General features: G+C 63.5%; 23 protein-coding genes. 11 read left to right on the top strand and 12 right to left on the bottom strand.

Annotation, left to right across the window (positions count from 1 at the left end):
* Window positions 1-124: 124 nt before the first annotated feature.
* Both ACI2KG_RS24930 and ACI2KG_RS24925 read right to left on the bottom strand, forming a co-directional pair.
* The gene (locus ACI2KG_RS24930; protein ID WP_201205347.1) at window positions 125-1507 is read right to left on the bottom strand and encodes an aspartate aminotransferase family protein; all 1383 of its coding nucleotides are present in this window, start codon (window positions 1505-1507) and stop codon (window positions 125-127) included.
* 42 nt (window positions 1508-1549) lie between these two features.
* Window positions 1550-2392, bottom strand: coding sequence for a LuxR C-terminal-related transcriptional regulator (locus tag ACI2KG_RS24925; protein WP_400622839.1), 843 nt, complete (start codon window positions 2390-2392; stop codon window positions 1550-1552).
* A 279-nt stretch (window positions 2393-2671) separates the two neighbouring features.
* On the opposite strand from ACI2KG_RS24925, the gene ACI2KG_RS24920 reads away from it, so the two are divergent.
* From ACI2KG_RS24920 to ACI2KG_RS24910, 3 genes are all read left to right on the top strand, one after another.
* Window positions 2672-4066 (top strand): APC family permease, encoded by a 1395-nt coding sequence (locus tag ACI2KG_RS24920; protein ID WP_404663673.1) that lies wholly within the window; start codon window positions 2672-2674, stop codon window positions 4064-4066.
* 356 nt (window positions 4067-4422) lie between these two features.
* Entirely contained in the window at window positions 4423-6003 is a 1581-nt protein-coding gene (locus ACI2KG_RS24915; RefSeq protein ID WP_404663672.1) for an aldehyde dehydrogenase (NADP(+)), read from the top strand.
* Between the two features lie 186 nt (window positions 6004-6189).
* A complete protein-coding gene (locus ACI2KG_RS24910) occupies window positions 6190-7125 on the top strand; it encodes a LysR substrate-binding domain-containing protein (protein ID WP_404663671.1) in 936 nt (311 codons plus the stop codon).
* On the opposite strand, the gene ACI2KG_RS24905 is transcribed toward ACI2KG_RS24910, so the two are convergent.
* Window positions 7095-8306 carry an MFS transporter gene (locus ACI2KG_RS24905; RefSeq protein ID WP_404663670.1) on the bottom strand — a complete coding sequence of 404 codons (1212 nt, stop codon included), beginning with the start codon at window positions 8304-8306 and terminating at the stop codon, window positions 7095-7097. The two genes, ACI2KG_RS24910 and ACI2KG_RS24905, sit on opposite strands and share 31 nt — an antisense overlap.
* 195 nt (window positions 8307-8501) lie before the next feature.
* Here ACI2KG_RS24905 and ACI2KG_RS24900 point away from each other — a divergent pair, with 195 nt between their 5' ends.
* From ACI2KG_RS24900 to ACI2KG_RS24885, 4 genes are all read left to right on the top strand, one after another.
* Window positions 8502-9875 carry an 8-oxoguanine deaminase gene (locus ACI2KG_RS24900; protein WP_404663669.1) on the top strand — a complete coding sequence of 458 codons (1374 nt, stop codon included), beginning with the start codon at window positions 8502-8504 and terminating at the stop codon, window positions 9873-9875.
* A 218-nt stretch (window positions 9876-10093) separates the two neighbouring features.
* On the top strand, window positions 10094-11164 hold the full coding sequence (locus ACI2KG_RS24895; RefSeq protein WP_404663668.1) for an ABC transporter substrate-binding protein: 1071 nt from the start codon (window positions 10094-10096) through the stop codon (window positions 11162-11164).
* Window positions 11145-12140 (top strand): ABC transporter permease, encoded by a 996-nt coding sequence (locus ACI2KG_RS24890; RefSeq protein ID WP_404663667.1) that lies wholly within the window; start codon window positions 11145-11147, stop codon window positions 12138-12140. Before ACI2KG_RS24895 ends, ACI2KG_RS24890 begins: the two co-directional genes overlap by 20 nt.
* A complete protein-coding gene (locus tag ACI2KG_RS24885) occupies window positions 12134-12922 on the top strand; it encodes an ABC transporter ATP-binding protein (RefSeq protein ID WP_404663666.1) in 789 nt (262 codons plus the stop codon). Before ACI2KG_RS24890 ends, ACI2KG_RS24885 begins: the two co-directional genes overlap by 7 nt.
* Window positions 12923-13061: 139 nt before the next feature.
* Here ACI2KG_RS24885 and ACI2KG_RS24880 read toward each other — a convergent pair whose 3' ends face one another.
* The 4 genes from ACI2KG_RS24880 to ACI2KG_RS24865 form a co-directional block, all read right to left on the bottom strand.
* Window positions 13062-13850: a substrate-binding periplasmic protein gene (locus ACI2KG_RS24880; protein WP_404663665.1), complete on the bottom strand. Its 789-nt coding sequence runs from the start codon at window positions 13848-13850 to the stop codon at window positions 13062-13064.
* 164 nt (window positions 13851-14014) lie between these two features.
* On the bottom strand, window positions 14015-14656 hold the full coding sequence (locus ACI2KG_RS24875; RefSeq protein ID WP_404663664.1) for a LysE family translocator: 642 nt from the start codon (window positions 14654-14656) through the stop codon (window positions 14015-14017).
* A gap of 50 nt (window positions 14657-14706) precedes the next feature.
* Window positions 14707-14907, bottom strand: a complete 201-nt coding sequence (locus tag ACI2KG_RS24870) for a DUF1289 domain-containing protein (RefSeq protein WP_201207444.1) — start codon at window positions 14905-14907, stop codon at window positions 14707-14709.
* 8 nt (window positions 14908-14915) lie between these two features.
* Complete coding sequence (locus tag ACI2KG_RS24865) at window positions 14916-15233, bottom strand: hypothetical protein (RefSeq protein ID WP_404663663.1); 318 nt, start codon at window positions 15231-15233, stop codon at window positions 14916-14918.
* A gap of 316 nt (window positions 15234-15549) precedes the next feature.
* Here ACI2KG_RS24865 and ACI2KG_RS24860 point away from each other — a divergent pair, with 316 nt between their 5' ends.
* Window positions 15550-17298, top strand: a complete 1749-nt coding sequence (locus tag ACI2KG_RS24860) for a BCCT family transporter (protein ID WP_404663662.1) — start codon at window positions 15550-15552, stop codon at window positions 17296-17298.
* A gap of 167 nt (window positions 17299-17465) precedes the next feature.
* On the opposite strand, the gene ACI2KG_RS24855 is transcribed toward ACI2KG_RS24860, so the two are convergent.
* On the bottom strand, window positions 17466-17816 hold the full coding sequence (locus ACI2KG_RS24855; protein ID WP_404663661.1) for a winged helix-turn-helix domain-containing protein: 351 nt from the start codon (window positions 17814-17816) through the stop codon (window positions 17466-17468).
* Window positions 17816-19162, bottom strand: a complete 1347-nt coding sequence (dddP, locus tag ACI2KG_RS24850; protein ID WP_404663660.1) for a dimethylsulfonioproprionate lyase DddP — start codon at window positions 19160-19162, stop codon at window positions 17816-17818. Before dddP ends, ACI2KG_RS24855 begins: the two co-directional genes overlap by 1 nt.
* Here dddP and ACI2KG_RS24845 point away from each other — a divergent pair.
* Window positions 19153-19434, top strand: coding sequence for a hypothetical protein (locus ACI2KG_RS24845; RefSeq protein WP_404663659.1), 282 nt, complete (start codon window positions 19153-19155; stop codon window positions 19432-19434). The two genes, dddP and ACI2KG_RS24845, sit on opposite strands and share 10 nt — an antisense overlap.
* Window positions 19435-19637: 203 nt before the next feature.
* Here the strand turns inward: ACI2KG_RS24845 and ACI2KG_RS24840 are convergent, their stop codons facing one another.
* Window positions 19638-20117, bottom strand: coding sequence for a VOC family protein (locus ACI2KG_RS24840; RefSeq protein ID WP_404663658.1), 480 nt, complete (start codon window positions 20115-20117; stop codon window positions 19638-19640).
* A gap of 331 nt (window positions 20118-20448) precedes the next feature.
* Here ACI2KG_RS24840 and ACI2KG_RS24835 point away from each other — a divergent pair, with 331 nt between their 5' ends.
* Complete coding sequence (locus ACI2KG_RS24835) at window positions 20449-21099, top strand: TIGR04211 family SH3 domain-containing protein (protein ID WP_404663657.1); 651 nt, start codon at window positions 20449-20451, stop codon at window positions 21097-21099.
* A gap of 64 nt (window positions 21100-21163) precedes the next feature.
* Here ACI2KG_RS24835 and ACI2KG_RS24830 read toward each other — a convergent pair whose 3' ends face one another.
* The gene (locus tag ACI2KG_RS24830; RefSeq protein ID WP_404663656.1) at window positions 21164-21436 is read right to left on the bottom strand and encodes a hypothetical protein; all 273 of its coding nucleotides are present in this window, start codon (window positions 21434-21436) and stop codon (window positions 21164-21166) included.
* 284 nt (window positions 21437-21720) lie between these two features.
* Complete coding sequence (locus ACI2KG_RS24825) at window positions 21721-22602, bottom strand: LysR family transcriptional regulator (protein ID WP_404663655.1); 882 nt, start codon at window positions 22600-22602, stop codon at window positions 21721-21723.
* Window positions 22603-22796: 194 nt separating this feature from the next.
* Between ACI2KG_RS24825 and argC the strand changes: the two genes are divergently transcribed.
* Window positions 22797-23738, top strand: a complete 942-nt coding sequence (gene argC / locus ACI2KG_RS24820; RefSeq protein WP_404663654.1) for an N-acetyl-gamma-glutamyl-phosphate reductase — start codon at window positions 22797-22799, stop codon at window positions 23736-23738.
* Window positions 23739-23749: the final 11 nt, after the last annotated feature.

Genomic DNA, 23749 nt, shown 5'->3' with positions numbered 1-23749 from the left:
GCTGCTTTGCAGCCCTATCGCGACACAAGGCCGCTCCTACAGGAGACCGCGTATTAGCGGACAAACGCGGTCCCTGTAGGAGCGGCCTTGTGTCGCGATGGGGCGCAAAGCGCCCCCAAAAGTTTTACAGCTTGCCGACCAGGCGTGCCGTGCGGTCCACGGCAATGCGGGTCTTCTCTACCAGTTCATCCAGCTCGCTGTGGTTGGCGATCAAGGCCGGGGCCATGATCATCCGCCCCAGGGTCGAACGGATGATCACCCCTTCCTCGAAACCAAAAGTGCGGCACTGCCAGGCCAGGTCGTTCTCGTTGGCAAAGCGCTTGCGTGTCGGCTTGTGTTCGGCGAACTGCAGCGCCGCCACCAGCCCGGCGCCCTGCACCTGGCCGATCAACGGGTGGTCGGCAAATACCTCGCGCAGAATGCGCTGCAGGTACGGCCCGGTGTCGTCCTTCACCTGGCGCACGATGCCTTCGTCACGCAGGGCTTTGAGGTTGGCGATGGCCACCGCCGCTGCCACCGGGTGGCCGGAATAGGTCAGGCCGTGGGCGAATACCCCGCCCCGCTCCACCAGCGCCTCGGCAATGCGCTTGCTGAGCACCAGGCCGCCCATGGGCACGTAGCCGCTGGTCAGGCCCTTGGCAATCGACAGGGTGTCGGGCTCGAAGCCGAAGTACTCATGGGCAAACCACTCGCCAGTGCGGCCAAAGCCACCAATCACCTCGTCGGCACACAGCAGCACGTCGTACTGGCGGCAGATGCGCTGGATTTCCGGCCAGTAGCTTTCCGGCGGGAAGATCATGCCGCCTGCGCCCTGGAATGGCTCGGCGATGAAGCCGGCAACGTTTTCGGCGCCCAGCTCAAGGATCTTTTCTTCCAGCTGCAAGGCGCAGCGGCGGCCGAACTCGGCCGGGCTCAGCTCGCCGCCTTCGGCGTACCAGTACGGCTCGTCGATGTGCGCCACATCCGGGATCAGCCCGCCCATTTCGTGCATGAACTTCATGCCGCCCAGCGCCGTGGCCGCCAGGGTCGAGCCGTGGTAACCGTTCCAGCGGCCGATCATGATCTTCTTGCTCGGCTGGCCGACCACCTGCCAGTAGCGGCGCACGGTGCGGATCAGCACCTCGTTGGCCTCGGAGCCGGAGTTGGTGTAGATCGCGTGGCTGTAGTGCCCGGGCAGCAGGCTGAACAGCAGTTCGGACAGTTCGATCACCGCCGGGTGGGTGGTGTGGAAGAACATGTTGTAGTAGGCCAACTGGTCCATCTGCGTGGCAGCGGCGGCGGTCAGGTCGCGGCGGCCGTAACCCAGTTGGGTGCACCACAGGCCGGACATGCCATCCAGGTAGCGCTTGCCCTCGCTGTCCCACAGGTGCAGGCGTTCGCCACCGACGATCACCCGCGGCCCTTCGGCGTTAAGCGCCTTCTGGTCGAGGAAGGCATGGATGTGGTGCGCGGCGTCGGCTGCCTGGTAGTCACGGGTCTGGCGTTGCGGGGCGAAAGGCGCGTTCATTGTTGGTTTTCCTTTGCGGTGGGGGTGCAAGGCAGCCGGCATTCAGCGCAGCTTGCCCATGTAGCTTTCCAGCGGGTCCTTGCCCAGCACGCCTTGGGCATTGGCCAGCGCGTCGATGAACAGGGAAAACAGCTCGGACTGTGTGCCGATGTCGAGCTTGGCGTAGACGTTCTTGCGGTGCGACTTGATCGTGTCTTCCGACACGCCCAGGCGCTCGGCCAGCGACTTGGTCGAGTGGCCGCGCAAAATCAGCTGGGCAATGCGGCATTCACGCTCGGTCAGCAACGAGCTGCCGAAGTTGTTCAGCGCAGCATGGATGCGTTGTTCGAGGATGTTCTCGAAGCGCCCGGCGCGGCTGTCCAGCCCGGCAAAGTGCTTGCTGAGCACTGCCAGCACCCAGGGCGTGATGCGCCCGAACAGCGCGCGGCTTTGCGGGTCGAGTTTGTCGGTGAAGGCCAACGACACCGCCAGGCTCTGCCCCGGCGCCACTTGCAGGATGTAGTTGAGCTCATCCTCCAGGTGCGAATGGCGGTAGAACGACTGGTAGTACTCGCTGACCTCGAAATGGTCGGGCGCTACCTCGAACAGGCCGTAGCAGCCAGACTCGACCTGCTCCACGCAGGCGCCGTAGAACGGGTCGAGCAGATAGAAGCCCGACAGGTAGCGGCTGACGTTGCCCTCGGGCTGCCAGGGCGCCTTGTCGTCCTGTTCGAACAGTGCGCACGGCATGCCGTCGTGCGGGTACAGGTACACCGTGGTGGCCTGGATCGGCCGGATCACGCCCAGTGCCGCAAACAGGTTGGCGGCAAAGCCTGGCCGGCCGATCGCCTCGGTGACCTTGGCCAGGTGCTCGAACCATTGTTCTGAAAGCAATTGATTAGTCACTGTCGGCCTGCCGTATGAAGTAAGGCACCGCCGCCAGTGCGGTGCGTTGTTGAGCAGATACTCCCATGGCATTGCCGACACCGAAATCACCCTTTGGGGTGAGCACGTTCGCGTCTGCCTGGGCTCACCCCAAAGGGTGATTCCGGGTGCCGGCAGGGTATGGGAGCATCAACCCGCCCCAGCGCTGCGAGCTTTCGCTCGACCTCCTTGCACAACGCCCTCCGGTAGCGAGCCTGCTCGCCTGCCGCGGTGTCCTGCATCCCTTTCCAGGAGTTAGCAATGCATACAACAACAAGTACAGCCCATCGCCCTGCACATGGCACCGCCTCGCCCGCAACCTCGCAACCCGGCGCCACCAACGGCCGCTTTCGAAAGTCCATGAGCATGACCGCCCTGGTGTTGTTCGGCCTGGCCTACATGGTGCCACTGGCCGTGTTCACCACCTACGGGCTGGTCACCCAGATGACCAAGGGGCACCTGCCCACCGCCTATCTCCTGACCCTCGCCGCCATGCTGCTGACCGCTTACAGCTACGGTCGCATGGTTCAGGCCCACCCTTATTCCGGCTCGGTCTACACCTATACACGCAAGGCCTTCGGCAGCCACATCGGCTTCATCACCGGCTGGACCCTGCTGCTCGACTACATCTTCCTGCCGTTGCTCAGCTACCTGCTGATCGGCATTTACATGTCGGAATACTTCCCTGCCATCCACGCCTGGGTGTGGGTGGCAGGTTCCATTGCCCTGGTCACCTTCCTCAACCTGATCGGCATAGAGTCGATCACCCGGGTCAACTGGATCCTGGTGGTGGCGCAGCTGGTGTTTATCATCGTCTTCGTCAGCTTGTCGGTGCTCAAACTCAGCGGCCAGGCGGAGCCGGTGTCGCTGCTGGCTCCGTTCCACCATGAAGGTTTCAGCGTGCCGTTGATCATGACCGGCGCAGCGGTGCTGTGCCTGTCGTTCCTGGGCTTTGATGCGGTATCGACCATGGCCGAGGAAACCAGCAACCCGACCTACCGCATTCCGGTGGCGATCCTTGCCGTGTCGCTGATTGGCGGCCTGCTGTTCCTGGTGGTGTCGTACTGCGCTCAGATGGTGTTCCCCGACTGGGGCAGCTTTGCCGACCCGGATTCGGCCTCGGTCGATGTCATGCGCCGGGTCGGTGGCGAACTGCTGGTCACCGCCTTCACCGCCACCTACGTCGCCGGGTGCTTTGCCTCGGCCATGGTGTCCCAGGCCAGCGTGTCGCGGGTGTTGTTCGCCATGGGCCGCGACGGCGCATTACCGCGTGCGTTCGGCCAACTGGTGACGAAGAAGCGCGTGCCGGCCACGGCCATCCTGGTGGTCAGCCTGCTGTCACTGATCGCCTTGGTCATCACCCTTGACACTGTGGCCAATATGATCAGCTTCGGCGCGCTGTTCGCCTTTTCGGCGGTGAACCTGGCGGTGGTCAAGCACTACCTGGTCGACCAGAAGCTACGCGGTGGCCGCAACGTGCTGCTGTATGGCGCCATTCCCGGGCTGGGGTTTCTCAGCACGTTGTGGCTGTGGAGCAGCCTGACCAGCCTGTCGTTCACCATTGGCCTGTGCTGGATGGGCATGGGCCTGCTGGTGTTGCTGGGGCTGACCCGGGCGTTTCGGGTGAAGCTGCCAGAGTTGCAGATGGCCGAATAACGCCTGCGCGCATGCCTTGCAAGAGATCGCCCTGCGTTGTCGCGCCGGGAATTCTGCTCGCAAGCCCGCCGCATTGAGTGTGGGAGCCGCGCTTGCCGGCGATGGGCCGCGCAGCGGCCCCAACGTTTCAAGTCACTCACAATCCGTCAGGATGGTGTCGCTTGCATTGGGGCTGCTTCGCAGCCCATCGCCGGCAAGCGCGGCTCCCACAGAGACCGCGTCAATCAAAGAGCTACAATTGTGCCATCTCAGCGATAACAATCCGTTATCACCCGATCCGCATTAATCATTATTCAGCCCCCCGTCAGCCGCCTACAGTCCCAGCCCAACGACTGTCATTGCCAACGGGAGACGAAATGTCCATCGAACATCGCCTGAACCACATCGCCGGCCAGCTCAGCGGCAGCGGTGACGTGCTGCTGAACAGCGTCGACGCCCACAGCGGCGAGCCTCTGCCCTACGCCTTCCACCAGGCGACCGGCGACGAAGTCGAGGCCGCCGTGCAGGCCGCCGAAGCGGCCTACCCGGCCTACCGCAGCACCAGCCCGGCCCAGCGTGCGGGTTTTCTCGATGCCATCGCCAACCAACTGGACGCCCTTGGTGATGATTTCATTCAGCATGTAATGCGTGAAACCGCACTGCCCGAAGCACGCATCCGTGGCGAACGCGCGCGCACCAGCAACCAGCTGCGCCTGTTTGCCGAGGTGGTACGCCGTGGCGACTTCTACGGCGCCCGCATCGACCGCGCCCTGCCCCAGCGCACCCCACTGCCCCGCCCCGACCTGCGCCAGTACCGCATCGGCGTGGGCCCGGTGGCCGTGTTCGGCGCCAGCAACTTCCCGCTGGCCTTCTCTACCGCTGGCGGTGACACCGCCTCGGCACTGGCCGCTGGCTGCCCGGTAGTATTCAAAGCCCACAGCGGCCACATGCTCACTGCCGCCCACGTAGCGGCGGCCATCGACCGCGCAGTGGCCAGCAGCGACATGCCAGCCGGCGTGTTCAACATGATCTACGGTGCCGGTGTGGGTGAAGCACTGGTCAAGCACCCCGCCATCCAGGCGGTCGGCTTTACCGGTTCGCTGCGCGGTGGCCGCGCCTTGTGCGACATGGCCGCAGCGCGCCCGCAACCCATCCCGGTATTTGCTGAAATGAGCAGCATCAACCCGGTGCTCGTGCTGCCGCAGGCGCTGCAGGCGCGCGGTGAGCAAGTGGCCAGCGAGCTGGCTGCCTCGGTGGTAATGGGTTGCGGGCAGTTCTGCACCAACCCGGGCTTGGTGGTAGGCATCAAGTCGCCGCAGTTCGAGCAGTTTGTGCACACGCTGGTGGCACGCATGGCCGATCAAGGGCCACAAACCATGCTCAACGCCGGCACCCTGCGCAGCTACCAGAACGGTGTGCAGCACCTGCTGGCGCACCCGGGCATTCAGCACCTGGCCGGGCAGCCGCAAAGCGGTAATCAGGCCCAGCCACAGCTGTTCAAGGCAGACGTGAGCCTGCTGCTGAACGGCGACCCGCTGCTGCAGGAAGAAGTGTTCGGCCCGACTACCGTGGTGGTAGAAGTGGCCGACGCACAGCAATTGGCCGAAGCCCTGCGCCACCTGCAAGGCCAGCTGACGGCCACGCTGATTGCCGAGCCTGATGACCTGAATGCCTTTTCCACGTTGGTGCCGCTGCTGGAACGCAAGGCCGGGCGCCTGCTGTTGAATGGCTACCCGACGGGCGTTGAGGTGAGCGATGCGATGGTGCATGGCGGGCCTTACCCGGCCACGTCCGATGCCCGTGGCACCTCGGTCGGCACCCTGGCCATTGACCGTTTCCTGCGCCCGGTGTGCTTCCAGAACTACCCGGATGCGCTGCTGCCGGATGCATTGAAAAGCGCCAACCCGTTGGGGATTGCGCGGTTGGTGGATGGGGTTAGTAGCCGTGAGGCGGTTTGATCCGGTGTTGAGGTAGCCTGTGCGGGTCTCTTCGCGTGTAAACCCGCTCCAACGCTTGCACTGTCTGTGTAGGAGCGGGTTTACCCGCGAATAGGCCGGCACAGGTACACACCATTGATGAATATTCCTTGTCAGCATTCAATAGACCCCACTGACACTGGAAATCAATTCATCAAAAGGCCGGCCATGTACTCCTCTGAACGCCTCAAAGGCATTGATGTCTTCGTCGCCGTCGCTGACCTGGGCAGCTTCACCGCAGCTGCCGAGCGGCTCAACCTTACCAGCTCGGCCATCAGCAAGGGCGTGGCCCGGCTCGAGGCTCGCCTGGGCGCACGCCTGTTCAACCGCACCACCCGCAGCCTGTCACTCAGCGAGGCGGGCGTGGTGTTCTACCGTACCTGCACCTCAGTGCTGGCTGACCTGGAAGAGGCCGAGCACGCACTGGTCGCCAGCGATAACCAACCCCACGGCAAAGTCCGCATCGAACTGCCCGCCTCCTACGGTCGCCTGCATGTGCTGCCACTGATCCTCGACTTCATCCGCCTGCACCCGCTATTGCAGCCGCATGTGTCGTTTTCCGACCGCTTCGTCGACCCGGTGCACGAGGGTATCGATATCGTCGTGCGCATCGGTGGCCCAGATGCCTGGCCGGCCGCACTCGGCCACCAGTACTTCGGTGCCCAACGCCTGATGTTCTGCGCCGCCCCCAGCTACCTGGAAAAACATGGCGTGCCGCAAGACGAGCGCGACCTGGAACACCATCACTGCGTCGGTTATGGCCACACCGACGGCATGGTCAGCCCCTGGTTTTTCAAGGGCCGCCAGCCTGGCGAGATGGAACGACGCACCGTGCAGCCGCGCATCGCAGTGGGTGATGGCGAGGGGGAAGTTGCAGCCGTACTGGCCGGCCATGGCATCGGCCAGTTGCCCACCTGGTTAACCCAGCAACACCTCGACCAGGGGCAGCTGGTGGAGGTATTGCCCGCGCTGGCCACCGACGGTCTGCCGATGAACCTGGTGTGGCTGAAAAGCCGCGAAGGGTTACCCAAGGTGCGCGCCTTGCTCGACTACCTGCTACCCCGCTTGGCGCCTCACGGCACCCGAACCAGCGCCGCAGGCTGACGGGCAAGGCGGCTGACCATCGGCACCAGGCCCAGCGCCAGCAGTGCGACACCTGCGGCCACATAGCCCAGGTACTCGATACCCAAGCCTGGGATGGTCATGCCGCCAAGCACGGCGCCTAAGCCAATACCGGCGTTGGCCGCCGACACATTGGTGGTGCCGGCCAAGGCCTGGGCATGCGTCACCGAACTCATTACCCTCACCTGGCTGACCGGGTACAGCGCCGTGTTGGCAATGCCCCACACGGCCAGTGCCAGGCAGAATGCCAGGCCGGCATCTGCCAGCGGCACCAGCGCCGCCATGCCAATGGCCAGCAACAGCAGGAACAGCGCCGTCGCCCTGAGTGGTGAACGGTCCACTGCGCGACCGCCGATCCAGTTGCCAAGCAGGCCGACGGCACCAAAGCCCATCAGCCACCAGCCGGTATGTGCCGGTGCGACGCCCGCAACCCGCTGCAGCAGATCGGCCAGGTAGGTGTAGCCGGTGAACATCGCGGTGAATACCACCACCGACAGCAGCACATTGGCGAGGAAGTAGCGCTCCTTGAAAATGCGCGCCTGCTGCATGAAATCGATTTTTGCCGTGCGGGCGACTTGCGGCATCCACACCCACATGGCCAGCGCCATCAGCAGCGACAGCGCCGCCAGTATCCAGAACGCGCCTCGCCAGCCGACGGCATTGGCCGCCACGGTACCCAGCGGAATGCCCAGCAGCATGGCCGCCGAGATGCCCAGGTACACCTTGGAGATGGCCTGCCCCGCTTTGTCACGCCCAGCCAGGTGCCCGGCCGTTTCGCTGGCCGTGCCCCAGAACACCGGCAATGCCAGTGCCGGAATCACCCGCGCAATGGCCAGCACCCAAAAACTGCTCGATGCCGCAGCCAGCGCATTGGCTGCGGCAAACACCAGCAGGATGGTAATGAACAACCGCTTGCGATCCAGATGCGCCAGTGCAGCGGTCAAGGCAGGGCCGGCAAGCATGACGGTAAAAGCAAACAGCGTGACCAGCTGGCCCGCTACCGAGATCGAAATCCCCAGGTCGTGGCTTAGCGCGGGCAGCAACCCGACGATCAGAAATTCGGTGGTGACGATCAGAAAGGCCGAGAAAGCCAGGATGGCGATGCTGATTGCAACGTTTCGGCCAGCAGTGGCAGCTTCGGGGCTGGGTTCGTGGACAGACATCAAGACAGGCTCCAGGAAAAGAGGCTGCCAGTCTATTGATAAAACTAATTCCTATTTTTGGTGATATTTCATCAATTAAATGACCAGGATTCATGAATCGCAAGGCAATGTATACAGCTTTGAAGAATCCTGATTACATAAGCGCTCGCCTACGACCTCGGTAAACGCCGATGCGTATTGCGACGGGCTTTAGCCATGTCATCTGCAACCCGCAAGAAAACCCTCCTCGTCAAGAACGCCGCGCTTCTGGTCACCATGGACGGCGAACGCCGTGAGATCAAGAACGGTGGCCTGTTTATCGAAGACAACCTGATCAAGCAGGTCGGCCCCAGCGATACCCTGCCGCAGCATGCCGACGTGGTGCTGGACATGGCCGGCAAGGTGGTCATCCCGGGCCTGGTCAACACCCACCACCACATGTACCAGAGCCTCACCCGTGTGGTGCCAGCGGCTCAGGACGGTGAGCTGTTCAACTGGCTGACCAACCTGTACCCGATCTGGGCGCGCCTGACCCCGGAAATGATCGCGGTGTCGACCCAAACCGCCATGGCCGAGCTGATCCTGTCCGGCTGCACCACCTCCAGCGACCACCTGTACATCTACCCCAACGGCTGCAAGCTCGACGACAGCATCCATGCCGCCGCCGAAATCGGCATGCGCTTCCACGCCGCACGCGGCAGCATGAGCGTGGGCCAAAGCCAGGGTGGCCTGCCACCTGACTCGGTGGTGGAAAAGGAAGCCGACATCCTCAAGGAGTCGCAGCGCCTGATCGAGGACTACCACGACGCCAGCCACGGCTCGATGCGCCGCATTGTGGTAGCGCCCTGCTCGCCGTTCTCGGTCAGCCGCGACCTGATGCGCGAAGCCGCCGTGCTGGCGCGCCAGTATGGTGTGTCGTTGCACACGCACCTGGCCGAGAATGTCAACGACATCGCCTACAGCCGCGAAAAGTTCGGCATGAGCCCGGCCGAGTACGCCGAAGACCTCGGCTGGGTCGGCCACGACGTCTGGCACGCCCACTGCGTGCAACTCGACCAGCATGGCATCGAGCTGTTTGCCCGTACCGGCACCGGTGTCGCCCATTGCCCGTGCTCGAACATGCGCCTGGCCTCCGGCATCGCACCGGTGCGCAAGATGCGTGACCACGGGGTGCCGGTTGGCCTGGGGGTCGACGGTTCGGCATCCAACGACGGCGCCAGCATGATCGGCGAAGTGCGCCAGGCCCTGCTGCTGCAGCGGGTGGGTTTCGGCCCTGACGCCATGACCGCGCGCGAGGCACTGGAAATTGCCACCCTCGGCGGCGCCAAGGTGCTTAACCGCAATGACATCGGCGCCCTGGCCCCGGGCATGGTCGCCGACCTCGTTGCCTTCGACCTGGGCCATGTGGCCTATGCCGGTGGCCTGCACGACCCGTTGGCGGCACTGGTGTTCTGCACCCCGACCCAGGTGCACACCAGCGTGATCAACGGCCGCGTGGTGGTCAAGGACGGCCAGCTGGCCACCGTCGACCTGCCACGCGTGCTGGAGCGCCATAACCAGTTGGCGCGTCAATTGGTGAGCGAAGCCTGATCTACCCGGGCTGCTGCGCAGCCCGCCTCCTGCTGCAGACCCGGGCAAGCCATTCTTTAAATGCACTATTTGCATATTAAGTTATACCTAAATTGAATTTTGCCCTTCTTCAGAAACCCTTTATTGTCTAGCCCATTGTGCCGGCCTCGAGCTGCCGGTTTTATCCGCACGCTACCCGACCACGTGGTGCCTGCCCCCTGATTGCACATGGAGGCGCCATGCCCATCGCTTCACTCAACCGCCGTAAACTGCTGGCCCTGGCGGGCACGGCCACGGCGGCCAGCTTGTTCGGCCGCCTGGCCTTCGCCGACAGCAACCACGCTGGCCACAGCGGCCATGCCGCGCAGCCGGTCGGCAGTGGCCTGGACCTGGACAGCAACCGTTGGGTGCTGCCCGAACCACGCAAGGTCAGGTTGGCGACCAACCTTAATGCCGTGTGCCTGGCACCGGTGGCCGTGGCCGACAGCCAGGGTATCTTCAAGCGCCACAACCTCGACGTGGAGTTCGTCAACTTCGGTAACTCCACCGAGGTACTGCTGGAATCGATGGCCACGGGCAAGGCCGACGCTGCCACTGGCATGGCACTGCGCTGGCTAAAAGCGCTGGAGCAAGGCTTTGATGTGAAACTTACCGCCGGCACCCACGGCGGCTGCCTACGCCTGCTGACGCTGGACGGCGGCCCGCAGGATTTCGCGGCCTTGAAAGGCACCACCATTGGTGTCACCGACATGGCAGCCGCCGACAAGAACTTCTTCTCGCTGATGCTCAAGCGCCATGGTGTCGACCCGGTTCGCGATGTGACCTGGCGGGTCTACCCGATCGACCTGCTGAGCGTTGCTTTGCAAAAGGGTGAGATCCAGGCGGCCAGCGGCTCCGACCCGCTGATGTATCGGGTCAAGCAGCAACCAGGCTTTCGCGAACTGGCCACCAACATGATCGAAGATTACGCCAACATGAGCTGCTGCGTGGTGGGTGTCAGCGGCAAACTGGCGCGCGACGACACGCCCGTGGCCGCAGCCATCACCCACTCGATCCTGCAGGCGCACGCCTGGGCATCGCACAACCCCGATGCAGTGGCTGAAAAATTCCTCAAGTTCGCCATCAACACCTCAAAGGAAGAAGTGCGCGCCATCCTCACCGAGCACAGCCATGGCTATTACTCGGTGGGCAACACCTTCGTGAAGGAAATTGCCGTCTACGCCCGTGACCTGAAGAACATCGAAGTCTTGCGCCCGCGGACCGACCCGCTGGAATTTGCGGAGGGCGTACATGCCGACGTATTCGCTTGAGCAAAGTCATACGGCCAAAGCGCGCGCCTTCGCCGTATGGCGTGGGGGCCTGATGGCTGCGCTGGCCTGGGTCGCCTTTGCCCTGTTCGCGCTGTTCTATCCGGACGGTGGCAAGCCCTGGCCCTTTACCCAAGAGCTGGCATTTGCCGCTGCCGGCACGGGAGCCTTGCTGGCGCTGATCGCCCTGTTGCCCGGTGCATTTCAGCGCCTGGTCCGGCGGTTGCGCCCGGCTGGCGCCTGGCTGGCCGCGCTGCCGCTGTTGTTAAGCCTTTGGCTATTGGTCACGGCCAAGGTGGTACTGCTGCCGGTGCCGTTCTTCGCACCACCCCAGGCGTTGATCGAAGTGTTCGTCGATGACTGGGCACGGCTTGGCGAAAGCTTGCTGCATTCATTGTGGTTGCTGCTCAACGGCGTGGTCATCGGTGGCATTGCCGGGTTTATCGCCGGTGTGGCGATTGGCTGGTCACACCGCATCGGTTATTGGGTGCACCCGGTACTGCGCATCCTCGGGCCAGTGCCATCGACGGCGCTGCTGCCGATCTGCTTCTTCTTCTTTCCATCCAGCTGGAGCGCCAGCGTGTTCCTGATTGCCCTGGCCACCTGGTTCCCGGTTACGGTGCTGACCTGGTCCGGGGTGGCCAGCGTGGACAAGGCCTATTACGAAGTGGCGCGCACCTTGGGCGCCAGCGGGCGCTTCCTGGTCTGGCGGGTGGCGATACCTGCTGCCCTGCCGCATGTGTTCGTCGGTTTGTTCATGGGGCTGGGGGCGTCATTCTCGGTGCTGGTGGTGGCCGAGATGATGGGGGTCAAGGCGGGCCTTGGCTGGTACTTGCAATGGGCCCAGGGCTGGGCGGCCTACGCCAACATGTACGCGGCGCTGCTGGTCATGGCGCTGCTGTGCTCGGGGTTGATCACGCTGCTGTTCGTGGTGCGTGACCGTGTGTTGTCGTGGCAGAAAGGAGCCGTGAAATGGTAAGTGTCGCGCACACCTTGGCCGCGGAAACGGGCATGGCACTGGATATCCGTGGGCTGAGCCACGCCTTTGAACTGGGCAGCGAGCGCTTGCCCGTGCTGGACAAGGTCTACCTGCAACTGGCGCCTGGCGAGAGCGTTGCCCTGCTCGGCCCTTCCGGTTGCGGCAAGTCCACCCTGCTACGGCTGATTGCCGGCCTGGAAACCGTGCAGCGCGGCAGCCTGCTGGCGGACGGCCAGGCCATCGGCAGCCCGCACCACTCGCGGGTGCTGGTGTTTCAGGACCCGACCCTGTACCCGTGGCGCAAGGTGTGGGACAACGTTGCCCTTGGCCTGCAGGCGCGCGGCCAGCTCAAGGCACAGCGCCAGCGGGTGGATGAGACGTTGCACAAAGTCGGCCTGCTGCAGTTTCGCAATGCCTACCCGCGCCAGTTGTCTGGAGGCATGGCCCAGCGTGTGGCGCTGGCCCGGGCGCTGATCAACCAGCCGCGCCTGCTGCTGCTTGACGAGCCGTTGGGCAAGCTCGACTCGCTGACACGTATCGCCATGCAGGGGGAGCTGATCAGGTTGTGGCAGCAGCAAGGCTACAGTTCGCTGCTGGTGACCCATGATGTGGAAGAGGCGCTGTTGCTGTGTGACCGGGTGCTGGTTTTTTCGCCACGGCCGGCGCGGGTGCTGGCCGAGTTGAAAATTGAGCAAGGCTACCCACGGCATAGGGATGACCCGCAGTTGCTCGAATTGCGTCAGCATGCGCTGGAGCTGCTGGGCCAGGGGCGGGATTGGTGAAGAGGCTGCCCCGCCGACCATGGGTGGGCGCAAGAGCGGGTTAACCCGCGAAAGGGCCGGGCTTGCGAGCAGAGCTCCCTGCGCGATAGCGCAGCCCGGAAAGGCCGGGTGAGCGCCTGAAAGGTGCGCGTACAGGCTGCTATTGCCAGCGTTCCAAATTCTGCTTCAGCAGCTGCTCAGGCAATGCCCCACTCACGATTTTCGCCATTTCCCGTGCCAGCGCCTCACGCAGCTGCGGCTGGTTGCACGGCGATTCATGCGAAATCGCCAGGTACAGACCTTCGCTGGACACCGGCGGCTGCAACACCTGCACCGTGCCGCTAATGCCCAACGTTCGTGCCAATGCCATGCCGGGGTACTGCTCGTACACCACGTAATCGCTCCGTTTGTGCGTCAGTTTCTCGAACGCCTGCCGGGCACCGGGTACCGCTTCGAGGGTGAGATTGGCCTGGGCGTATTCATCGAACTGCTGCCCGTGGCTGTTGTTGACCAAGGTTCCACCCTTGCGGCCCTTGAGGTCGGCCCATTGCCGGTAGGCAAAGGCATTGTCCTGGCGCACCCAGACCACGCTGGGGGTATGCAGGAATGGCGGGGCGATAAAGTCCATCTGCTGTCGACGCAGCTGGGTCAGGAAATACCCGGCCAGCAGGTCGATCCGCCCGGTGCGCACCTCTTCCTGAGCTCGCGACCACGGGCCGCCGTAGACCACCTCGATTTCCAGCCCCAACTGCCTGCCAAGGTACTTGAGCAAGTCGGCATTGGCGCCGATGAGTTGCTGAGGGTTTTGTGGGTCACGCCACAGATAGGGGGGGTATTCGGGGTTGCCGGTGGCGGTCAACCGTCGGCATGCATCATCCGCTACCGCCGTCAGAGGCAGCAGCAACAGGCACAACAGGCACAACGCGTGGCGCAAGCAACGCTCGATCATCTACGACCCTCGCCACATGTAACCGACGCCGACCCGGCGTGGCGGCCAAAGGCCTCCACCTCCCGTGGTCGACTGCAGCAAACATCGGTACTCGCATAAAGACAGTCTGGACCATCAATGAACGAAGGGCCGGCCTTTCATCGGCCAGAAAAAGCCGGGGCCGCTCAAGCCCCCTGCCGGCGCATCGCCAGAATCGCCGCGCCAAAGCCGATAAACGTCGTGCCTACCACCCGGCTTACCCAACGCGACAGCGACGGCCGGGTCAGCACACCTTTAGCCCGCGCCGCCAGGGCCGCATACAGGCTCAGCGAAGTCAGCGATAGCCCCACGAAAATCCCGGTCAGGGTCAGAAACTGCGGCAGCAATGCCGCCCCTTGGTCAATGAACTGCGGAAACAGCGCAGTAAAGAACATGGTCGCCTTGGGGTTGGTCACTGCGGTAAGGAAGGCTGACTTGAACAGCTTCAGGGGCCTAGGCCGCACCTTGGCCACCCCTTCGGCAGCGTCCGGCTCGAGCATCGGGCTTTTCTTCAGCAACTGCCGCGCGCCCAGGTAGAACAGGTAGCCCGCCCCCAGGATCTTCACGGCATTGAACAGTATTTCCGAGCTGGCGAGCAGCGCGCCCAAACCCAGCATGGCTGCCGCCGACAGGCAGAACAGTCCCGTGCCATTGCCCAGCGACGACCAGATCGCGCTGCGCTGGCCATGGGCGATGCTGTTGTTGATGGCCATCAGTGTGGCGGGTCCGGGGCTGGCAATCGCAATGGCGGCAACCAGGGTAAAGGCAACCAGCGAGTGAGAATCCATTTTCATGCTCATCGGACAATCTGGACGGGTTGCGTGCATCGCTCGCAGGCTCAGTCGGCATTCTGCCGCTTGGCCACCTTTTTGGCGATAGCCTTCATACGCGTAGCCGCCCGCTGTACGGTGGCCATCTTCTCAGGGCGCTTCATGCCCCGCCACTTGCGGATTTCGTCACGGGTGCGGCCGCAGCTCACGCACAGCTCGCTGTTGAGCTGGCAGAGCGAAACGCAGGGGTTGTCGATGTCTTTGGCCATGCCGCTACTCAGCCAGGCAACTCTGCCCGCGCCCGCTCGCCGGCGTTGTTGAACACCTGGCGCACTTCCTCGGCCTTGGCCTTGGTTACCGAGTGGGCAGCCAGCAGATCGTCGACCACGCGCAAACCCTGATCCAGGGCAGTGGCCAATTGTTCGGCGTCGGAGGCGTCAGCAATATCACCCAGATAAGGAGCGATGAGGTACGCGTAACGGTCCTGCAGCTTGAGCGCTTCCAGCGCGTCGAGGGCTTTCTGGAACCGATCGGCAGCGGCAGGGCTCATGCTCAATTTATCGAAATGAATCAGGCTCACACGGTCAGTGGCCATTTTGACGAATCTCCGTTTCCTGGTACGTCCAGGCCCACAAGCAGCAGCGCTTCTACGCGGCTCGAATGTGCGGGCCCGGGTAATGCACATCAGGGTACCAGAAGCCGAGGCAGAAAGGGTCACTGCCCCCAGAACTAAAAGTATTTGCCAGGTCGCGCAAGGGACGCCCCGCGGCGTTATCGGGACAGGAGCCGGCGTTTGCGGCACAGGATAATCGCGCCAGCAGTCCACCCCGCCGAGCTCGCCTGCGGACTCGGTAGCCCACACAACAACAAGCCTGCGCGTGCAGGTAAGCCACACAGGGGCCTCAGCATTCATGGCAAAGGAACACATCAGCGAAACACTCGACCTAGGCGTTACCGACCCCTCGAAAACCGCAGAAGCCCGCCAGGACCGGCGTTTCGAGGGCAAGCTGGACTGGATCGTGTTTGGTTTCACCAGTCTGCTGGCCATCGCCTTCGTGCTCTGGGGCCTACTCAACCAGGCCAGCCTCGCCAGCAGCGCCTCCAGCGCGCAGTCGTGGGTCATTCTCAATTTCGGCTGGTTTTTCGTGCTCACCTCGACCCTGTTCGTGGTGTTTGTGCTGTGGCTGGCCGCCAGCCGCTATGGCCGGGTGCCACTAGGCCGTGACGGCGAACAACCGGAGTTCCGCACGGTGTCCTGGGTGGCAATGATGTTCAGCGCCGGCATGGGCATCGGCCTGATGTTCTTCGGTGTCGCCGAACCGCTGTCGCACTACGTGTCGCCGCCGCCCGGCTCGGCTGCCGGGCAGACCAGCGAAGCGATGCAGGTGGCCATGGCCACCACCTTGTTCCACTGGACCCTGCACCCTTGGGCCATGTACGCCATCGTCGGTCTGGTCATTGCCTATGGCACCTTCCGCCGTGGCCGCTCGCAGTTGATTTCCGCCGCCTTTCGGCCGCTGATCGGCAAGCATGCCAATGGCCCGCTCGGTCGGCTGATCGACATGATGGCAATTTTCGCCACATTGTTCGGCTCGGCTGCTTCGCTGGGCCTGGGCGCACTGCAGATTGCCGGTGGTCTGGAATACAACGGCTGGGTCGAGAGCCCCGGCAAGCTGTTCTACATCTCGATCATTACCCTGCTCACCATTGCCTTTGTCTCCTCGGCGGTGTCGGGGATCGGCAAGGGCATCCAGTGGCTGTCCAACACCAACATGGTGCTGGCGCTGGTGCTGGCGGTGTTCGTGTTCATGGTCGGGCCGACCCTGCTGATGCTCAACCTGTTGCCGACCTCTCTGGGCATCTACATCAAGCTGTTGCCGGAGATGATGGCCCGTACCAACGCCAGCGGCGGCGAGCAGATGAACAGCTGGCTGGCCGGCTGGACCGTGTTCTACTGGGCCTGGTGGATTTCCTGGACGCCATTCGTGGGCATGTTCATCGCCCGCATCAGCCGCGGCCGCACCATTCGCCAGTTCGTCACCGGGGTACTGCTGGTACCGAGCCTGGTCAGCCTGGTGTGGTTCACCGTGTTCGGCGGGGCGGCCATCGACGCCCTGCGTGAAGGCGCGTTCCAGCTGGCCAACGGTGCGGTCAACAGCAACCACGCACTGTACCAGTTGCTGGACAGCTACCCGCTGGCCTCGGCGACCTCGGTACTGGTGATGGTGCTGGTGGGCATCTTCTTCGTCTCTGGTGCCGACGCAGCCTCGCTGGTGATGGGCACGCTGTCGGAGCACGGCACCACTGCGCCATCCAGGCGCACGGTGATTTTCTGGGGCGCGCTGACCGGTACGGTGGCGGCGATCATGCTGGCGATCGGCGACCCGCGCGACCCAGGCGAGGCCCTGACCGGGCTGCAGAACCTGACCATCGTCGTTGCCCTACCGTTCGTGGTGGTGATGGTGCTGCTGTGCCTGGCGCTGTACCGTGACCTGCGCAAGGACCCGATGATGCTGCGCCACCAGCGCGGCAACGAGCTGATTGAAAAGGCCGTGCTGTACGGGGCGGTGAAGCATGGGGAGGAGTTTTACATTGTGGTGCAGGAAAAGAAGGCTTCGGTGAAGGCGGCCGCGGCAGCAAGCGAGATATCCGAAACCTGATCTTCCAGGCCTGCGCGGTCCCCTGTAGGAGCGGCCTTGCGTCGCGATGGGCTGTGAAGCAGCCCCAGGTTTTCAGCTTCGCAGCACAAATTGCCGGGGGCTGCTTCGCAGCCCATCGCGACGCAAGGCCGCTCCTACAGGGGATCACGCAGGCTTTCAGATTCTCACTATTCGAACTCCAGGCTATACCCCACCCCATACACCGAGCGAATCGGGTCGTGCCCCGGCGTGATCGCAGTCAGCTTGCGCCGCAGGTTCTTCACATGGCTGTCCACGGTGCAGTCGGCCACCACCCGATGGTTCTGATAGATGTAGTTAATCAACTGGTCACGCGACAGCACCTGCCCCGGGCGCACCGCCAGCATGCGGAACTCCACGGGCGTGAGTGCCAGCGCCACGCCACGATAGCGGCCCTGGGAGGCCCTGGCATCCAGCTCCAGGCAAAGGCTGCCTGGCTGCTCGCCACTGCGGCGCAGCACCGCCTTGACCCGCGCCACCAACTCGCGCGGTGTGCCCATCAATCGCGCAAGAAGCTCTCCTCAAACGGATAATGGGTCAACAGCTCATAGCCATCCTCGGTCACCAGCAACTGGTTCTCCAGCTTGATCCCGTCACGCCCGCCCACTTCGCCTACATACGCCTCCACGCACAGCGCCATGCCTGGCTGCAGCTCGCCTTCGTAGCCATAGGACTCCAGGTCCTCCGGGTAACGAATGCTCGGGTACTCGTCACACAACCCTACACCGTGGAACATCACCCCGTAGCGCTGCTCGCGGCAGCGCTCAGGCAGGCGGTGGCCGTTGTGGGTGAGTTCGGTGAAGCGCACACCGGGTTTGACCATGTCGGCATTGACATGGATATGTTCATGGGCAATGCGGTACAGGCGCTTCTGCTCGGCAGTTGGCTCCAGGTCGCCGCAGATCCAGCTGCGCGACATGTCCACACAAAAGCCATACACGCCGATCAGGTCGGTGTCGAATGACAGCAGGTCGCCGTCGCTGAGCACCCGCGGGCCGGACTCCTGGAACCAGGGGTTGGTTCGCGGGCCGGAACTGAGGATGCGGGTTTCGATCCACTCGCCGCCACGGCGGATATTGCCGCTGTGCAGCGCGGCCCAGACATCGTTTTCGGTAGCGCCGGCACGCATGGCCTGGCGCATCTGCGCGACGGAAGCGTCACAAGCGGCCACTGCACAGCGCATGGCGAGGATTTCGTCGGGGCCTTTGATCAACCGCGCAAACTCGGTGACCTCCTGGCCGTTATGCACCTGCACACCAAGCGCATCGAGGGCACGCAGCCCGGCGACTTCAATCCGGTCTACGGCCAGGCGGCGGTTGTTGCCGGCATGTGTGCGTAGCAGCTCGTCGACCTGGGCGCAGAAGCGCCGGGCATGTTCGTCGGTACGGTCACCGGTTTCGAAGTAGAAGAACGAAGCACCACTGCGCAGCTCGCTGACCAGCGGCAAGTGCGCGGAAAGGTGGTCGCAGCCATGGAAGTCCCACAACACCACATGGCCACTGGCGGCGACGAAACAGGCACGCGCCGGGTTGTGGGTGGTCCACAGCTGCATGTTGGTGGTGTCCGTGGCGTAACGGATGTTCAGCGGGTCGAACAGCAGGATGCCACCCAGATCGCGGGCCACCAGTTGCTCGCGGATGCGTTGCAGGCGGTATTCGCGCAGGGTAGGCAGGTGCGGCGCCTGCAGGCCAAGCGCGGCCCACTCGGCAAAGGCCAACGGCGTAGGGCCGATTTCGGTGCGGTCGTTGTCATCGACCGAACCATCGGCCTTGAGTGCGGTGGCGCGCTGCCGGGAGGGGTCGATACGGCGGGCGCTGGCGGGGATCGAGAACGGCGATGTCATCATGGCTTGCGGATTTCCTGGTTTTTGTTATCTGGAAAACAGCGGTGCGTCGGGGCCTCTATGGGCCTGATCGCGATTTGATGCGGCCGCATCCGAATGGTCATTTCGATGAACAGCGCAGCCTTCTGCATGCAACTGAGTCTAGGGCGGGGGCCGCAGCGTATGACATCGACTTTTTCTACGGCCTATTGATTACAAAAACGCATGGTCAAGCACAGCCAGCCCGTTCAGGCCCTGATCAGGATGGCACCGGCTATGCCGCGCTCACCCGATAGGCTAACGCAGTCAACTGTAGGAGCGGCCTTGTGTCGCGATCGGCTGCTTAGCAGCCCCGGCAGTTTGTGCATCTGTGCGCAAACCGTGGGGCTGCTAAGCAGCCCATCGCGACACAAGGCCGCTCCTACAAGGGCCAGTGCTGGCCAGGAGAGAGATATAGGACAGTAGCTCCCACAGGCGTGGGAGCAGGCAGCATAAGGCCTCAACCCTTCAACGCCGCCTCGATCCTGGCCACATCGATCTTGCCCATCTGCATCATGGCCTCAAACGCCCGCTTGGCCGCCGCACGGTCCGGGTGGCCGATGGCTTCAATAAGGATGCGCGGGGTGATCTGCCAGGAAATCCCCCATTTGTCCTTGCACCAGCCGCACACACTGGCCTCGCCGCCGTTATCGACAATCGCACGCCACAGGCGGTCGGTCTCGGCCTGGTCTTCGGTACTGACCTGAAACGAAAACGCCTCGCAGTGGCTGAAGGCCTTGCCGCCATTGAGCCCAACGCAGGGAATACCCATAACAGTGAACGCTACGGTGATCACGTCACCTTGCTTGCCAGAGGGGTAATCACCAGGCGCCTGGTGCACGGCAATCACTTTGCTGTCAGGGAATATGCTGGCATAGAAATTCGCCGCCTCTTCGGCATCGTGGTCGTACCAGAGGCAGATGCTGTTTTTGGCAGTCATGGTCTTGCTCCATGATCGAGAGTGGGCTTTCTAGTCTAGCCCTCTGCGTCGTGTATACCGCAACCATCGGCCCACCTGACAAGATGCCAGTTTTGCGGCGTTCGCGGGTAAAGCCGCTCCCACAAAGGACCGCGAAGGTTTCGACAACTGCGCCATCACCAACACACCGCCCCGGGTCGGGTCGGGTCCTGCAACATCCTGCAGACATTTCCGATATCCGGTGATGAACCTGCTGACAAAAATACGGTCTTTCGCTGACGGTCAACTCACCGACCGGTTCATCGGCCCAGTCATCGGGCCTACTTCTGTCCTGTTTCAGCGAAGACCCAACATGCCCGAATCCCGCCCAACTGCCTCCGCCCTCCCTGCCCTGCGCGGCGGCCTGATTGCCGCCCTGGTGGCCCTTGCCGCACCGGTGCACGCCGAAGAGCCCGCCAGCGATGCGCGCTGGGTCAGCGACAGCCTGAGCACCTATGTGCGTAGCGGCCCGACCGATGGCCACCGCATTGTCGGCACGCTCAAGTCCGGACAAAAGCTGACCCTGATCGGCAGCCAGGGCAATTACAGCCAGGTGCGCGGGCAGAACGGTGATGTGGTGTGGATCCTGAGCAACGACCTGCAGTCGGTACCCGGGCAGAACGAACGCTTGCCGATGCTCGACACCCAGGTCGCAGAACTGACCGGCCAGTTGAAGACCATCGACGACAGCTGGAAGAACCGCGTGCAGGGCATGCAGGAAACGCTCGATTCGCGCAAAAAGCTGATCGACGAGCTGGAGGCGCGCAACAAGGCATTGAACGAGCAGTTTGATCAAAGCCAGTCGGAGCTGCGCGATACCCAGGCGCGCCTTGGGGACGAGAACAAACAGGTGATGATGCGCTACATGGTGTATGGCGGCAGCATTGCCGGCGCGGGGTTGTTGGCAGGGTTGATCCTGCCGGCGCTGACCCGTGGGCGGAAGAAGAACGATCGCTGGTTCTGACTGGGTCCTGCGCTGGCCTCTTCGCGGGCTTGCCCGCGATGGGGCCAACGCAAATACAATGCCACTACTTGCTACGTGCCTTGTTATAGATGGACTTGGCTTGGTCCGCTGAGGCCTGACACTGAGCCATATCCCCCTTACTCTGGGCATCCTTTGCATTTTGCAGATGGACTTTGAAGTCATGGGCCATGCCGCCATGCATCGCCTGACCACTGGCCTTGTGGAAATCCTCAAGCTCCTTGATCTTGGCCGCACAGTTGCTCGCAGGGTCTGCGTGTGCGGCAAAACTGAGGACAGAGGCAATCACCAGCAAGGGTATGCATTTCGTGGATTTCATGGAGCGTTCTCCTGGAAAACCCTAAGGTTCGTCGAGGTACATGCGTCTCGACGCAGGAATAGCATAGTTGCCCCGTGCCTGCCCCGCCGCACTTCAGCCCAGCGGCAAGAGAGCAGGGCGAGGCGGAGACCAAAGTGCGGGCGCGAGAGCGGGGTTGAAGCAGGGGCCGCTGGGCGGCCCATTCGCCGGCATGCCAGCTCCCACAGGGGCTGCACAATGTTTGCATCTGAGGTAATCCTGTGGGAGCTGGCTTGCCGGCGATTGGGCTGCACAGCAGCCTCCCCTTACTGGCGCAACCGCTCCAACGCCTGCAACACATACCCCGTGGCCCGCTCCACCTGCCCTTCCCGGCAGGCAATGCCCAACTGCCGCCACAACCCCGGGCGCAGCGGCCTGCGGGCGATACGCCGGTCCAGCTCTGCCGCCTCGCCCTCCTGCGGCAGCAGCGTCGCCCCATACCCGGCGCCGACCAGGCTCTTGATCGCATCGTTGTAGTTCAGCTCGATACGCGGCTGCGGGTACAACCCTGCCGTCGCGAACCACTCACCCGTCACCCGCGACAGCTGGGTGCTGTTGTCGTTTAGGATCAACGCCCGTTGCGCCAGCCAGGCCGGGGTGACCTTAGCCGGTGGCTGCCAGTCGGCCGGCACATACGCCAGGATCGGGTCACGCCGCCAGGGGGTGACCGTCAGCCCTTTGCCCGCCACCTGTGGCAAGGCCACCAGGCCGATATCCAGCGTACCCTCGCGCAAGCCGGCCAGTGATGCCTGGGAGGTCAGCACCTGTACTTGCACGTCGATCCCCGGGTGTTCCACCCGCAGGCGCGCCAGTGCCTGTGGCAGCAGATGGGCGATGGCTCCGGTAGAAGCCCCCAGGCGCACTCGGCCGGTCAGGCCGTCGACCTGGCGGCGTACTTCGTCCAGCGCCAGGTCAGCGTCGGCCAGCAGGCGGCGGGCACGGGTCAGCAGGGTTTCACCAATGGCCGTGGGCCGCACCTGGCCACGGGTGCGGGTAAGCAACGGCGCGCCAATGCGCGCCTCCAGCTCCGCCACGTGCAGGCTGATGGTGGGTGGCGCGAGGTTGAGCTGGCGGGCGGCCTCGGCAAACGAGCCGAGGTCGGTGATAACCACCAAGGTGCGGAGGCGGTCGAGGCTGATTTCTCGCATTGTCTGTGCAGGCCTGTTCGCGGGTGAACCCGCTCCCACAGGTTCCCCCATTTGGTCAAAACAGCGCCGCCCTTTGTAGGCGCGGATTCACGATCAGATTCAGAAAACCTGAACACGACAATCATCATATTCAAATTTTCATTACCAACGCCACAAGCGAGCATAGGCCAACCCTCCCCCATTGGACCCCAACCATGCTCACTCCAGTTGTCTTCATCGACGGCGACCAAGGCACCACTGGCCTGCAGATCCATGCACGCCTGCAAGGCCGCACCGACCTGCGCCTGCTGACCCTGCCCGAGGCCGAACGCAAAGACCCGCATCGCCGCCGCGAAGCAATCAACAGCGCCGACATCGCCCTGCTGTGCCTGCCGGACGACGCCGCCCGCGAGGCCGCGGCCGCCATCCACAACCCACAGGTACGGGTGATCGACGCCAGCTCCGCGCACCGCACCTCCCCAGGCTGGGTTTATGGCCTGCCGGAGCTGGACGATCAGCAGGCCGAGCGCATCGCGCAAAGCAAGCGCGTCAGCAACCCCGGCTGCTACCCCACCGGCGCCATTGCCCTGCTTCGGCCACTGGTCAAGGCCGGCCTGCTGCCTGCCGACTACCCGCTGAACATCCACGCGATCTCTGGCTATTCCGGCGGCGGCCGCGCGGCGGTTGAACGGCATGAGCAACCCGGCACCGACAAAGCGCCTACCCTGCAACTGTACGGGCTGGAACTGGCACACAAGCACGTACCCGAGATCCAGCAGCACGCCGGGCTGTCGGCACGGCCAATGTTCATGCCCGGCTACGGCGCCTACCGCCAGGGCATAGTACTGAGCATTCCTGTGCAGTTGCGCCTGTTGCCAGGCCAGGTCAGCGCCGAACAGCTGCAAGCCTGCCTGGAGCACCATTACCAAGGTGCCCGCCACGTCCAAGTGATACCCCTGCACCAGCAGGGCATCGCCGCCAACCTCGACCCTGAAGCGCTGAACGGCAGTAACGACCTGCGCCTGGCGCTGTACGCCAACCCTGAGCATGGCCAGGTCTTGCTCACCGCGGTGTTCGACAACCTGGGCAAAGGCGCCTCTGGCGCGGCGGTGCAAAACCTCGACCTGATGCTCGGTGCATTACGGGCACGAGGCTGAACCGGCAAAAC

The organism is Pseudomonas sp. NPDC089407 (assembly GCF_044900445.1).
Lineage (GTDB): Bacteria > Pseudomonadota > Gammaproteobacteria > Pseudomonadales > Pseudomonadaceae > Aquipseudomonas.
The sequence above is the reverse complement of the archived record's forward strand: the minus strand, read 5'-3'. Positions and strand labels throughout refer to the sequence as shown.